Annotated in this window: 11 protein-coding genes; 3 read left to right on the top strand and 8 right to left on the bottom strand. The window is 70.7% G+C overall.

All coding sequences use genetic code 11. The annotated features are described in order from the left end of the window. Window positions 1-35 precede the first annotated feature (35 nt). Complete coding sequence (locus tag ACGFIE_RS16950; RefSeq protein ID WP_393295473.1) at window positions 36-1,679, top strand: glycoside hydrolase family 27 protein; 1,644 nt, start codon at window positions 36-38, stop codon at window positions 1,677-1,679. Between the two features lie 169 nt (window positions 1,680-1,848). Beyond that, the gene (locus ACGFIE_RS16945; protein ID WP_393295470.1) at window positions 1,849-2,562 is read left to right on the top strand and encodes a hypothetical protein; all 714 of its coding nucleotides are present in this window, start codon (window positions 1,849-1,851) and stop codon (window positions 2,560-2,562) included. A 36-nt stretch (window positions 2,563-2,598) separates the two neighbouring features. Here ACGFIE_RS16945 and ACGFIE_RS16940 read toward each other — a convergent pair whose 3' ends face one another. Together ACGFIE_RS16940 and ACGFIE_RS16935 are read right to left on the bottom strand one after the other, a co-directional pair. Next, on the bottom strand, window positions 2,599-3,435 hold the full coding sequence (locus ACGFIE_RS16940; protein WP_393295467.1) for an alpha/beta fold hydrolase: 837 nt from the start codon (window positions 3,433-3,435) through the stop codon (window positions 2,599-2,601). Between the two features lie 107 nt (window positions 3,436-3,542). Then, complete coding sequence (locus ACGFIE_RS16935) at window positions 3,543-4,124, bottom strand: alpha/beta fold hydrolase (RefSeq protein ID WP_393295464.1); 582 nt, start codon at window positions 4,122-4,124, stop codon at window positions 3,543-3,545. Between the two features lie 370 nt (window positions 4,125-4,494). Here ACGFIE_RS16935 and rph point away from each other — a divergent pair, with 370 nt between their 5' ends. Next, window positions 4,495-7,131 (top strand): rifamycin-inactivating phosphotransferase, encoded by a 2,637-nt coding sequence (gene rph, locus ACGFIE_RS16930; protein WP_393295461.1) that lies wholly within the window; start codon window positions 4,495-4,497, stop codon window positions 7,129-7,131. On the opposite strand, the gene ACGFIE_RS16925 is transcribed toward rph, so the two are convergent. The 6 genes from ACGFIE_RS16925 to ACGFIE_RS16900 all read right to left on the bottom strand — a co-directional run bounded on the left by ACGFIE_RS16925 (window position 7,122) and on the right by ACGFIE_RS16900 (window position 13,647). Next, window positions 7,122-8,063: a hypothetical protein gene (locus ACGFIE_RS16925; RefSeq protein ID WP_393295459.1), complete on the bottom strand. Its 942-nt coding sequence runs from the start codon at window positions 8,061-8,063 to the stop codon at window positions 7,122-7,124. The genes rph and ACGFIE_RS16925 overlap by 10 nt on opposite strands. 134 nt (window positions 8,064-8,197) lie before the next feature. After that, window positions 8,198-9,253 carry an enediyne biosynthesis protein gene (locus ACGFIE_RS16920; RefSeq protein WP_393295456.1) on the bottom strand — a complete coding sequence of 352 codons (1,056 nt, stop codon included), beginning with the start codon at window positions 9,251-9,253 and terminating at the stop codon, window positions 8,198-8,200. Next, complete coding sequence (locus tag ACGFIE_RS16915; protein WP_393295453.1) at window positions 9,250-11,220, bottom strand: CRTAC1 family protein; 1,971 nt, start codon at window positions 11,218-11,220, stop codon at window positions 9,250-9,252. The genes ACGFIE_RS16920 and ACGFIE_RS16915 overlap by 4 nt, the downstream gene beginning before the upstream one ends. Before the next feature lie 95 nt (window positions 11,221-11,315). Continuing rightward, on the bottom strand, window positions 11,316-12,674 hold the full coding sequence (locus ACGFIE_RS16910) for a cytochrome P450 (protein WP_393295450.1): 1,359 nt from the start codon (window positions 12,672-12,674) through the stop codon (window positions 11,316-11,318). Next, window positions 12,671-13,210 (bottom strand): flavin reductase family protein, encoded by a 540-nt coding sequence (locus ACGFIE_RS16905; RefSeq protein ID WP_363682763.1) that lies wholly within the window; start codon window positions 13,208-13,210, stop codon window positions 12,671-12,673. Before ACGFIE_RS16905 ends, ACGFIE_RS16910 begins: the two co-directional genes overlap by 4 nt. Continuing rightward, on the bottom strand, window positions 13,207-13,647 hold the full coding sequence (locus ACGFIE_RS16900) for an acyl-CoA thioesterase (protein WP_363682761.1): 441 nt from the start codon (window positions 13,645-13,647) through the stop codon (window positions 13,207-13,209). The genes ACGFIE_RS16905 and ACGFIE_RS16900 overlap by 4 nt, the downstream gene beginning before the upstream one ends.

Below are 13,647 nucleotides of genomic sequence, written 5' to 3'. Positions count from 1 at the left end.
TGGGCCTCGCCACCGACCACCCGCAAGGAGTACACGTGCTCAAACGAAGAATCGCCCTGCTGCTCCCCGCGCTCCTCGCGGCCGCCCTCGGCACCGCGGTGGTCAGCGGCGCGGTGGTGCTCACCACCACCGCGCCCGCGCAGGCGTTGGAGAACGGGCTGGCCCGCACGCCGCAGATGGGCTGGAACGACTGGAACTCGTTCGGATGCAACGTCAACGAGTCGCTCATCCGGCAGACGGCCGACACGCTTGTCTCCAGCGGCATGGCAGCGGCGGGATACCGCTACGTCAACATCGACGACTGCTGGTCCACGAAACAGCGCAACGGCAGCGGTGACCTGGTCGCCGATCCACAGAAGTTCCCGAGCGGCATGAAGGCCCTCGCCGACTACGTCCACGGCAAGGGCCTCAAGCTGGGCATCTACTCCTCGGCCGGGACCCTGACCTGCGCCGGGTACCCGGCCAGCATCAACTACGAGCAACGCGACGCCAACCTCTGGGCGTCCTGGGGGATCGACTACCTCAAGTACGACAACTGCGGCGACCACCTCGGCCGGAGCGCGCAGCAGCGCTACACGGCCATGCGGGACGCGCTCGCGGCCACCAACCGGCCGATCCTCTACAGCCTGTGCAGCTGGGGACAGGACAGCGTCTGGACCTGGGGCGCGGGGGTGGGCAACTCCTGGCGTACCACAGGTGACATCGGTGGTAACTGGAACTCCATCATGGGCATCCTCGACCAGCAGGTCGGCAAGGAGTCGTACGCCCGGCCCGGCGCGTGGAACGACCCGGACATGCTGGAGGTCGGCAACGGCCCCACCGACACCGAGTCCCGGGCACACTTCAGCCTCTGGGCGCTGCTGAACGCCCCGCTGCTGGCCGGCAACGACATCCGCACCATGTCGGCGGCGACCCGCACGATCCTGACCAACACCGACGTGATCGCCGTCAACCAGGACTGGGGCGGTCAGCAGGGCCGCAAGATCAGTGACAGCGGCGACCTGGAGGTCTGGCGCAAGCCGATGTCCACCGGCGGGGTGGCCACCGTCCTGCTCAACCGCGGCAGCGGCACGACCACGATGTCCACCACGGCCAGCGCGCTCGGCCTCGGCAGCGCCGGCTCGTACACCGTGCGTGACCTCTGGTCCCACACCACCTCGACGTCGACAGGCACGATCAGCGCGTCGGTGCCGGCACACGGCGCCGCCATGTTCCTGGTCACCGGCGGCGGCACACCTCCGCCGACCACCGCCCCGCCGACCACTCCCCCGCCGAGCACTCCTCCGCCGAGCACGACGTCGGCGATCCGCAGCACGTCCGCCGGCCGGTGCCTGGACGTCAACGGCGCGTCCCAGACCAACGGCGCCACGGCCATCATCTGGGACTGCCACGGCCAGGCCAACCAGTCCTGGACGTCGACCAGCTCCCAGGAGCTGCGGGTCTACGGGGGCAAGTGCCTCGACGTGTACAACGCCGGCACCGCCAACGGGACATCGGTGATCATCTGGGACTGTCACGGCCAGGCGAACCAACAGTGGCGCTTCAACGCCGACGGCTCGATCACGGCGGTCGCCTCGGGCCGCTGCCTGGACCTGGTGGGCAACGGTACGGCGAATGGCACCCGCGCCCAGATCTGGGACTGCAACGGCGCGGCCAGCCAGCGGTGGAGCCGCAGCTGAGCGACCGACCCCGGTAGCCGGGGCGTGGCCGGCCGGGCGACACGCGGGCATCGACCCGCGCGTCGCCCGGCCGGCGCGCATCGCGCCACGCTCACCCCTGCGCCAGACGTGCAACATGCGACGCATAGCATTGCCACGGTTCGGGACGGCTCTGCTGAAACGAGGCGACATGCGTTGGCTCCAGCGGTTGCTGGGCGGCGGGCGGGTCCAGCTCGACCCGGGACGGCAGCAGGCGCTGCTGCGCGACCTCCAGCACGGGTACGGCCCGCACGCGCGGGTTCCGTTCCCCGCGCAGGTCGAGGCGGCGACCGGCCTGCTGAGCGGCGACGACGGGTTGGTGGTCGCGGCGCGGATCCTGCACCAGGTCGCCGACGAGGCGCACACGGATCTGCGGGCGCAGGCGCAGGACATCCACCGGCGGACGGGCCGGCGGCTCCTGGTGCACCGGAGGAACTACCGGCCGCTGTGGACCGAGGCCGGTCCCGGCCTGCGGTGGCCGCTGTTCGCGTTGCCGTGTGGCTTCCACCCGTACGCCCAGGTGGCCGCCGCCGTCGCGGTGGTCGGCAGCGGGGCGGCGCGGCTCGATCGGGTGACCGACCCGAACCCGCTGGTGACCCACCTGTTCGAGGTGCTCGACCTCACGACCGCGGGCTGGGAGTACGGCCGGGTGCGGGTGGACACCGACGCCGCCGCCCTGGTCGATCGACTGATCACGAGCGCCGCGCAGATCCTCGCCGCGATGGACGACCCGCCCCGGTTGCCGCCTCCGGTCCGTGCGCTGATGCGTCGCAACAACACAGTGGATGTGCACGATCCGGCCGGCCCGCGGGCGGTGGGACGGATCAACCTGGGCGCGCGGATGCGGGAACAGCTGCTGGCCTGACCGCGGCGGCGTCGACGGGGCGCTCCGGAGCCAGCCCTAGGCGCGTGCGTGCGCGCCCAGGAAGGCGAGCAGCAGGGTCACCGTCTCGTCGGGGTACTGCACGTGCGGGTAGTGACCCGCGCCCTCGATGACCTCGAGCTGGCCCAGCCCGGCGGGCAGCGCGGCCACGATCGCCTCCCCCTCGGCCCGGGGGTCGGCCCAGTCCGGGTCGAGCGTGCCCTCGACGATCAGGGCCGGGCAGCGGACGTTGCCCAGTTGCGCCCCCGCGTCGACGGGCGCCGACTGGCCCATCTTGCGCATCGCCGCCATCCGGCCGGGCTCACGCATCATGGCGTCGATCCGGGCCGTGCGGGCCGTCCAGTCGGCCGGTTTCCGCGCGGGGTAGGCGATGTCGAGGTAGCTGCGCCAGAGCGGCACGCTGCCCAGCAGACCGGTGCCGAGCAGCCGGGCCATGCCCCTGCGGTAGCGAGCGACTCGCAGGTCACCCAGCTTGATCGACTGCTTGCGGGTGAAGGGGGCCAGCTCGACGATGCCCGTGATCAGCTCGGGCGCCCGGGCGGCGGCGATGGTGGCGGCCCCGCCGGAGATCGAGTGACCGACCAGCACCGCCGGACCGCCGAGGTGACGGATCACCGCGAGCAGATCGCCGGCGATGTCGGTGCGGCTGTAGGAGGGCCACCGTGCGCTCGACTCGCCGCAACCCCGCAGGTCGACGGCGGCCACCCGGTAGCCGGCGGCCACCAGGCGCGGCACCACGAAGCGGTACGCCTCGCGGCTGTCACCCATGCCGTGGGCGAGGACGACGAGCGGCCCGGAGGCCCCGGTCACCTCGTACGCCAGGGTGCCGCCATCGACGGTCAGGTACTCGGTCATCGGAACCTCCACGGTTGGCTAATTGCGTTAGCTTTAAGCTAATGCGGTTAGCCGGCCGTGTCAAGTGACGTCGGACGCACCCGCTGGCCCCCGGCTGGCAGGCCGGCTCAGCGCGGCGGCGGTGTGGCGGCGTCGTCGCCGAACCTGATCACCGCCGCCACCTCACCGAGGTCGTCGTTCAGTTGGTGATCACGCTCCGGCAGCCGGTACACCCGCGCGTGCCCGATGACGCCCGCGTACAGGTCCGCGTGCGACGGCGGCGCTGTCTCGTCCCCAAGCCCGTGAAACACCCGCACCGGTACGCCCCGTGGCAGCCGGGCGCCGAGGTCGCGCGGCAACTCGAACTCGTCGCCGGGCCAGCCGCCCGCCCCGACGAACGGCGCGGCGACCAGCACGATCATCGCGAGATCCCGCTCGGGTGGCCGCTCGGCGAGCGCGTGGACGAGGATCGCCCCGCCCAGCGAATGGCCCACGACGACGGCGCCGTCGTCCAGTGCCGCGATCTCCCGTCGGATGGCGGCGCTCCAGGCGGCGTAGCTCGGGTCACCCTCGTCGGGCATCCGTGGGTAACGAACCTCGTACGAGTCCCCGAGCGCGTGCCGCAGGCTGTCGAACAACCTGTTGTCCCACTCGTCGTGAGTGCCGGCGCCGACGCCCTGAACGAACAGGACCTGCGCGGTCGTCGCCATGACGGACCCCTCTCACGTGCTCGCCCGATCGGGTGCCGATACCGTGCTCGCCCGATCGGGTGCCGATACCCGGTGCGAGCGGCGTCGACACGGCGACGTGCGCCGACGGGGATGCGAGTCGCGCTGCCGCAGAGTGCTTCGACGGGATCGCGCGGCTCGTGAAGGGCCGGCGGGGACGTACCGGAACACCTGCCGCAGGGGCGAGGACCAGGCACAGATCAGCGGAAACGGTTCCGTGCACAGCGGGAATGACACCGCTGATATCCGCTCCCACTTTAACGTATATCGCAATGGGGGTCTTGCCGCAAGACCCGGGTCTTGCCGCAGAATCGTCCGCCGGACACCGGAACGGACGAAGGAACGGGGCGCGATGATCGACCAATATGTGCGAGGTCTCGACGAGGTCGACGAGACGCAGATCGCGATCGTCGGCGGCAAGGGCGCCCGGCTGGGGGCGCTGTCGCGGATCGACGGCATCCGCGTACCGGCTGGCTTCTGCGTGACGACTGACGCCTTCCGCCGGGCCCTGGCCGACGTGCCCTCGCTCGACGATCGGCTCGACCACCTTTCATCCCTGAGACCGGACGACCGGGAGGCGATCCGCGACAGCAGCGCGGAGATCCGCCGGATCATCGAAGGACTCGCCCTGCCCGACGACGTGGCGGCGGCCATCACCCGGGCACTCGGTGGGCACGGCGAGAAAGACGCCTACGCCGTGCGATCCAGCGCCACGGCGGAGGACCTGGCGACGGCCTCCTTCGCGGGTCAGCAGGACACGTACCTGAACGTCACGGGCGCGACGGCCATCCTCGCGGACGTCCGGCGGTGCTGGGCGTCGCTCTTCACCAAGCGAGCCGTCACCTACCGGCAGCGCAACGGCATCGACCACCGCGCAGTCCACCTGGCCGTCGTCGTGCAGAAAATGGTTCTTCCGCAGGCAGCCGGTGTGCTGTTCACGGCCGATCCCGTCACGTCCAACCGGAAGGTCGCCACCGTGGAGGCCAGCTTCGGCCTCGGCGAGGCCCTGGTCTCCGGGTTGGTGAACCCGGATGCCTACCGGGTGCGCGACGGCGCGATCGTCGACAGGACGATCGCCGCCAAACGTCTCGCCATCGAGGCGCTGCCGAACGGCGGGACCGCGAAACAGGCTGTCAGCCCGGAACGACAGGAGCAGCCGGCGCTGACGGACGCCCAGGTCCTGCGGCTGGTGGAGGTGGGTCGGCGGATCGAGGCGCACTTCGGCCACCCGCAGGACATCGAATGGTGCCTGGTCGACGGTGACGTCGAGATCGTGCAGAGTCGGCCGATCACCACGCTGTTCCCCATCCCGGCGACGGCCGGGGACGGGGAGAACCACGTCTACCTCTCCGTCGGGCACCAGCAGATGATGACCGACGCCATGAAGCCGTTGGGGCTCTCCATGTGGCAGCTGACGGCCATGGCGCCGATGCACGAGGCAGGCGGGAGGTTGTTCGTCGACGCCACCCGGCTCCTGGCGTCGCCCGCGAGCCGGGCCGGCTTCCTCCGGATGGCGGAGACGTCCGATCCGTTGACCAAGGACGCGTTGGAGACCGTCCTCGCCCGCCCCGACTTCGTACCGACGCTCGCGGAGGACGGCCCCGATATTCCGCAGCTCAGCGGCGCCCCGAACACGATCGAGAACGACCCGGCGATCGTCGCCGAGCTGATCGGGCGCAGCGAGGCGTCGCTCGCCGCCCTGCGACGCGACATCGCGACGGTGACCGGACCGGCGCTGTTCGACTTCCTACTGGAGGCGTTCGAGGAGCACAAGCGGCTCCTCAGTGATCCCCTGAGCATGCAGGCGATCATGGCGGGGATGCAGGCCACCTGGTGGCTCAACGAGCATCTGGAGGAATGGCTGGGCGAGAGGAACGCCGCCGACACCCTCACCCTGTCCGCCCCGGGCAACATCACGTCGGAGATGGGCCTGGCGCTGCTCGACGTCGCGGACGTGATCCGAGCGCATCCCGAGGTGGTGGCCTTCCTGCGGAACGTCGACGACGACGGCTTCCTCGACGAGCTGCCGAGGCTCGCGGGCGGGACGCAGGCGCGCGACGCCATCCGGGCCTACCTCGACAGGTACGGCATGCGCTGCGTCGGCGAGATCGACATCACGAGACCCCGCTGGAGCGAACACCCCACCACACTCGTGCCCCTGATCCTCGACAACGTCAGGCTTCTCGAGCCGGGTGCCGCCGGGCGGCGCTTCGAGCAGGGACGTCAGGACGCGCAGCAGAAGCGCGACGAACTGCTGGAACGGCTGCGGGCCCTGCCGGACGGGGACCGGAAGGCCGACGAGACCGCGCGGATGATCGAGCGGGTCCGCACCTTCATCGGCTACCGGGAGTATCCGAAGTACGCCATCATCAGCCGCTACTTCGTCTACAAGCAGGCCCTGCTGGCCGAGGCGGAACGCCTCGCGCGGGCCGGTGTGCTGCGCGACAGGGGCGACATCTCCTATCTCACCTTCTCCGAGCTGCACGACGTCGTGCGGACGCACCAGCGGGTCGACGACCACCTCGTCACGCGGCGGAGGGACGCGTTCCGGTGGCACCAGACGCTCACGCCGCCCCGGGTGCTCACCTCGGAGGGCGAGGCCATCGCCGGGGCGTACCGGCGCGACGATGTGCCGACCGGCGCGCTTGTCGGTCTGGGAGTCTCCGGCGGGGTCGTCGAGGGCCGAGCCCGCGTCCTGCTGGACATCGCCGAGGCGGACCTCGAACCCGGCGACATCCTGGTCACCTCCTACACCGACCCGAGCTGGTCACCGCTGTTCGTCGCGGTCGAGGGCCTGGTGACGGAGGTGGGCGGCCTCATGACCCACGGCGCGGTCATCGCCCGGGAGTACGGGCTGCCCGCCGTGGTCGGGGTGGCGGACGCGACCAGGCTGATCCGCGACGGGCAGCGAATTCGCGTGCACGGCACCGACGGGTACGTCGAGATCCTGCCGCCGTCGGACGAGGCCGACGGCCGCGCTCAGTTGTAGGGCATCGTCGGGAACCAGCCGTAGCCGAACATCGCGGGCACCCGGATGGTCCAGTAGACGAGCGTGAAGACGCCCAGCGCGAGTAGCAGCGAGCCGGTGACCGCGAGGGTGCGTGCCGGTCGCGCGGACAGCCAGCGGATCAGCCCTCCACGGGTGACGAGGACGACGAGTGCGAACAGGATGCCCACGATCGCGATGTTGCCAAGCGACTGCAGCACGAAGGCGGCGGCGCCGTAGAGGGGGTTGCCGTTGTCGGCGGCCCACTGGAAGAGCTTGTGGAACAGCGGGTACGGCCGGCCGATCAGGAAGGCGCCGACAAGCATGCCGAGCACGAAGACGCGGGCCAACGGGCGGCGCGCGAAGGGATCGGGGACCTTGTCGAGAGCCGCGAGACCGAGGTAGATGAACGCGAGTCCGATCAGGCCGAAGACCACCACGGACTGCACGAGTCGTACGGGCATGCCGCCGGCGGTCGTCGCCGTCGACAGCTGCGGCAGTGAGTCACCGAGCAGGACTCCGACGAACCCGTACGCGGCGGAGACGGCGACCATGCCCAGCGCCAGCAGGCCCACCGGCCGAAGCATGAAGCGCAGCCCCGCCGCCGGTGTGCCGCCGGCGCCGGCGTGTGTCATCGGCCCGATGGAGGCGGCCATGGCGATGTTGCAGGCCGTGAACGTGCCCGCCAACCCCGAGACGAACGCGAACAGCAGGCCCGCCGCGGTGCCCCCGATCGCTGTCGCCTTCGCATCGTGGCCCAGCAGGGTGTTGGCGACGTTGTCACCGATCGTCTGGTCGACGAACTGGTACGACCAGAGCAGGGCAAGCGCGATTCCCGCGAGCACACTGCCCACGATCAGCGCGCCGCGCCGGCCGGAGCGTGTCGGAATCGGGGCGATCGGGGTCTGCACGGCCGGTCTCTGCGTGGCGGTCATGGCAGCCTCTTTCCGGGGTGACGGCGGGATGCACTGACTGATTCTCCGCGCGGCGGACCGGCCGGTCGTCTTCCTGCTTGCGGTTTCCCGCGCGCGTGGAGGACGACCGGCCGGTCCGCCGTCGATCGACGGGGTCAGCGGGCGATCGGCAGTTCCACCGCCGCCGGCGGCGGCACCGGCTGCACCGCTGTGCGGGTGCCGCGCCGCTCGGCGAGCCACCTGCCCCACCAGAACAGACCCCGTGCCAGGCACACGATCGTGACCGCGAAGAACAGGGTGTAGACGACGTTGAACAGCATCAGGACGCCGTACACCATGGCCACCGAGGCGCCGAACATGAACTGGAAGCGCGGCTTGGAGGGTGTGGTGCCCGGATCGGTGACCATGTAGTTCGTGAAGAGCACGAACGCCACCCCGGTCATGATGCTCAGCGCCGACCAGAGCTGCACGTCCCAGACGTAGTGCCGGATCAGGGCCTGGATGACGAAGCCGCCGACCCAACCCACGATCAGCGCGACCTTCTTCGTGAGCATCGCGTTGAGAATCGTGCCCGCCGTGAGCACGACCATCGGGATGAACATCCGGAAGACGTCGGGCACGTTCTCCGTGAAGTGGTACGGCGGCGCCACGTTCACCCAGGAGAACGCGAGCAGCGTGATGGTGATGCCGAAGTTCGACGGGTTCATGAAGTGCCGCATGCGCCCGGCGATCGGGGCCTGGAGCACGGCCTTCTGCCCGACGGCGACCACCACGGCGAAGGCGATCGGCCAGAACATGTCGTTGGCGTACAGCAGCATGTTGGCGGCGAGCGCGGTGATGTGGGTCGGCAGCAGGAACGTGTAGACGCCCCACGCGCCGTTACCGCTGTAGGCCGGTCGGCGGCCCAGGGATCGGGCGGCGACCGCCTCGATCGCGAGCTCGACCGTGTAGCCGATCGCCAGGGCGAACAACGGCCAGGTCCAGGGCTGCTCGAACCCGAGGACCGTGTAGCCGAGCACGTTGAGGATGGACATGGAGATGGCGAAATTCCGCAAGGCCAGGTAGCGCGGGTCGCGCTTGTCCACCCGGGGTACGGGCGGTCGCGTGTCGACGCCGGCCAGTGCCCGGTCCGGCCTGCTGCCGTTGCGGGTCGCGTCGGCCACGTCGGCCGTGGTGGTCACGCCCACCGGGGCGCGTTTGACGTCCGTCATGGTGTGGTCAGCTCCTGGGCTCGGTCGGTGAGCGTGAGGTCGTGCCATCCGGCGGAGAGGGGCAGGGTCTGCTGATGCTGGACGCCGTCGAGGTCGCGCCAGCTCAGTTCGACGGTGACGGGCGGGCCGCCCTGGTCACCTAGTCCGAAGAACAGGTCGAAGCTGCGCTTGCCCGAGTGCCCGCCGCCGCCGTCGAGTTGGGCGAGCTGGGTGCGGCCGTCGGCAGTGGTCACCCGGGCCTGCGCGCCGTACGCCGGGGTGCGGGCGTCGGTGCCCGTGGAGGCGCCGAGCGCGGGCCGGTGCAGCCGCAGCCCGAGGAAGCCGCCGACCTGCGCCTTGGTGTTGTGGTAGTACGCGGGCGGGCCCCACTGTCGGGCCACCGCGAAGTCCTGGCGGCCGTCACCGTCGGTGTCACCCACGGCGATACCGCGGGTCGGGGTTCGGTCGTCGAGTCCGAGCTGCGGACTCAGGTCGACGTAGCGGCCGTTGTCCTCCGGCGCCCAGAACGCCAGCGCGTTCGAGCCGGCGATGTCGTCGCCCGGCTGCGCGTTGGGCCACATGTCCGGCTCCCGCAGCATCAGGTCGTTGCTGGCGGCCAGTTCCTGCAGCCAGTTGAACCTGTTGACAGTGCCCTTGACGAAGCCGCAGGACTGCACCACGACGAGCCGGCCGCTGTTGTCGAAGTCGGCCATCTTGACGTCCCAGCCCCAGCCGACCCAGGCGAGGTTCTTCGCCGACGCCCTGTTCTCGAAGGGAGCGATGCCCTTGGAGAGCCGTTCCCGCGCCTCCTGCGGGTTCGCCGCGGTGTTCTGCCAGACGAAGTTGCTCTCCTCCAGCCCCCACGACTCGGTGATGTTGCTGACGAAGGCGTCGAACCGGCCGCTGCCGCGCAGGTCGGCGAAGTCGACGGCCATCCCCTTGAACGAGTCGTGACCCACGACAAGCGACTTGGGGTCGAGCGGGCCACGGCGGCCCTCCGCCAGGGCGAACCTGATCCGGCCGGGAGCCGACACGTTGTGGAAGAAGCGGTCGTTGCCGAAGTCGTTGGCGAGGTACAGCTCGGGCAGCAGATCACCGTCGAGGTCGGCGGAGGCCGAGGCGAGCGTCCAGCCGGTGGCGTACCGGGGGTCGATGGCCTTCTGCTCCTCGTAGGTGACACTCGGCGCGGCGCCGGCGGTGGCCGCGGTCCAGCGCAGGATGTGCGCCCCGCCCGCGTTCTGCGCGCGGGACATGGAGTGGTTCATCTGCACGTTCGGCAGGCCCTGCGCGTCGAGCACCTGGGAGTCCGGGAAGTAGTTGAAGATCCCGATGTCGGGTCGGCCGTCGCCGTCGAAGTCGGCGACAGCTGTCGCGTTGGTGTTCCACAGCGGCCCCCGGTAGCGGCCGTCGGTGGTCTGCTGCTGCGGGATCAGCTCCACCGGGTGGTACGACGCGAGGCTCAGGCTGGCCGCGTTGCCGGTCTGGAGGAACACGACAGGGGTCCGTCCCCAGTAGACGACGAGCAGATCGGTGCGTCCGTCGACGTTGAAGTCGCCGGGCGTGCAGCCCATCGGCGCGATAGCCGATCCCATCGGCAACGGCGCCGGGTCCAGTACGAACGGCGCGTAGCGGGCGCCGCCGCCGGGCGCCGGGGTCACGACGACGCTGTCGCTGCGGGGGTCGACGAGGCAGAGGTCGTTGGCGCCGCCCTGCCCGTCGAGGTCGTTCACCGCCACCGCGGCGCCGACCGACGAGATCCAGGACCGGATGTGCTCGTACTTCGGGTTCACCGTCCGGATCGTGCGCTGCGGCAGACCCGGCGGCAGGGCGATGGGCATCTCGGTGAACGCGAACTGCGACGCCATCGCGCGTCGGTCCGCTGCGGACGCGGACGGCAGCCGCGAGATGGTGAACAGCCCCGCGACGAGTACCAGGACGAAGACGACGGGAATGAGTCTGCGCAGCGGACCCACTGGTTTCGGTGGCAACGATCCCCCTCGGGTGGCGCCCGACCCGTCCGGGTCGGGCTGTCGGGTGGTGCGGTCGTGGGTGACAGCGGTCCGCGGTCACCCGGCGGAGTCCTCTACTCCGCCGGACGCACGGTCATCGGCAGGCCGCCGCGTATCCGCAGCGACAACATCGGCTCGGGTACGACGTCGTGCGTGGCGACAGTCGTGAGCGTCAGGTCCCGGGCCAGTACGGCGAGAACGAAGGCGGCCTCCATCAGGCCGAGGTGGTTCCCCACGCAGAACCGCGGTCCCGCGCCGAACGGGATGTAGGCGTACCGCGGACGGTCGGTGGTGCGGGCCGGGTCGAAGCGCTCCGGATCGAAGCGTTCCGGCTGGTCCCAGAAGTCCGGGTGCCGGTGCAGCGTGTAGGGGCAGATCAGCACGTCGGCGCCCGCCGGCACCGGGTACCCGCCCAGCACGTCGGCGGCGAGCGCCTTGCGGGGCAGGATCCACACCGGCGGGTACATCCGCACCACCTCGTCGATGACCATCGCGGTGTACCGCAGCCGGCCCAGGTCGTCGAAGGTCGGCAGCCGGTCGCCCAGCACCGCGATCGCCTCTTCCCGCAGCCGGTGGCGCACCTCGGGATGCCTGTCGATCAGGTGCAGGGCCCAGCTCAGCGTGCTGGCCGTGGTCTCGTGCCCGGCCAGCAGCAGGGTCACCAGCTCGTCGCGCAGCCGCTGCCGTCCGACCCGGGGGTCGGCCTCGGCCCGGGCCGACACGATGAGCCGCGACAGCACGTCGTCGCGGTCACCGGTGTGGGTCCCGCGCTCGGCGACGAGCTGGTCGACGATCGTCTGCAGGCGGCGGCGGGCCCGCCGGAACCGCACCTGACGCGGCAGCGGCACCCAGGGCGGCACCGCGCTCAGCGACGCGAGTTCGAACATGGCCTGGTCCTGCACGACGGCGAAGTCGCGGCCGATCGACGGGAACCTCCCGAGGTCGGTGTCGAGCAGCGTGCGCCCGAGCACGCCGAGGGTCAGACCGGTCATCTCCTGGAGCACGTCCACCGGGCCGCTGCGGCCCAGCGTCCGCAGCCGGTCGACGAGGGCCACCGCCTCCTCGGCGACGATGCCGGCCTGCGCGGCGATGCGTCGGCTCTGGAACGCCGGCTGCGCCACCCTGCGCTGCTTGCGCCACAGCTCACCCTCGCTGGTGAGCAACCCGTCGCCGAGCGCGCGGCGGGCGTGCACCAGACCGATGCCCTTGTGGTAGTTGGTCGCGTTGTCGGCGAGCACGTGCTTGGCGTGGTCGGGGTGGTTGAAGAAGTAGAGCTCCTTCGGGCCGACAGGCAGCAGCGCGGCGTCGCCGTAGCGGGCGGCCGCCGACGTCATCATGCCGAGGCGGTCGCGGCCCATCGTGATGAGCATGTTGACGGCCGACGCGCGCGACGGACCGGGCAGGGACGGCGTCGGTCGGATGACGGCGGTCATGACGTCACCACTGCCGACGGCGCCCTCTCGAGCCGGCGGAACCGGCCGCCGAGGAACACCAGGGCCTCGCCGTCGCCGTCGTCGTACCGGCGCATCCCGCACGGACGGCCCAGGAAGATCGTGTGGTCTCCCCCGTCGTACGACCGCCAGAGCTCGCACTCGATGTGGGCCGCGGCGCCACCGAGCAGTGGCGCCGCCGTCCGCGCGCCCGGCCGCCACTCGGTGAACTCGAACTGTTCCTGCCCGAGTGGGCGGCGTCGGTCGGCGTAGTAACGCGCCACCGCCTCCTGGTCGGCGGCCAGCACGGAGACGCCGAACGCGCCGGCCCGGCTGAGCGCCTGGTGCATGAGGGCGTCCCGGCCGACACACACCAGGATCAGCGGAGGGTCGAGGGACACCGCGTTGAACGAGTTCGCGGTCATGGCGTGCGGCTCGTCCCCGCCGACGCTGACCACTGTCACACCGGTGGCGAAGGTCCCGCAGACGCGGCGCATCAGCACCGGATCCGCCAACTCGTCCGTACCGAAGGTCGTCATCGCCGGACCCCTGCGGCGGCATAGGGTTCGAGGGCGCGTTCGAGCGCTTCCGGGACCCGGGTAGGAACGGTCCGGTTGTTCGGGCCGCGCATGCAGGCGACGCGCTGGGCGCCGCGGGCGACGAGCGTCTCGCCGGCCGGGCCGGTCCGCACGTAGTCGAAGCCGAACTCGAGCTGCGTCTGGGCGAGTTCGAGCAGACGCATCCGGACGGCGATCTCGTCGAAGGCGGTGATCTCGGCGAAGAACTCACACTCGACCTTGAGCGTGAACAGCTTGAGGTCGTCCTGGAGGTCGGCGAGGACGCTCGGCGCCCGGTCCTTCAGGAACATCTCCCGGCAGCGGCCCTGCCACCGCAGGTAGTTGACGTAGTAGACGTTGCCGACGATGTTCGTCTCCTCGAACCCGACTGTGTGCCGCAGTTCGTAGTAGCTCTCCAT

This window comes from Micromonospora sp. NPDC049275 (assembly GCF_043197115.1).
Lineage (GTDB): Bacteria > Actinomycetota > Actinomycetes > Mycobacteriales > Micromonosporaceae > Micromonospora.
Note: the sequence above shows the minus strand (reverse complement) of the source record. Positions and strands in the feature narration are given on the sequence as shown.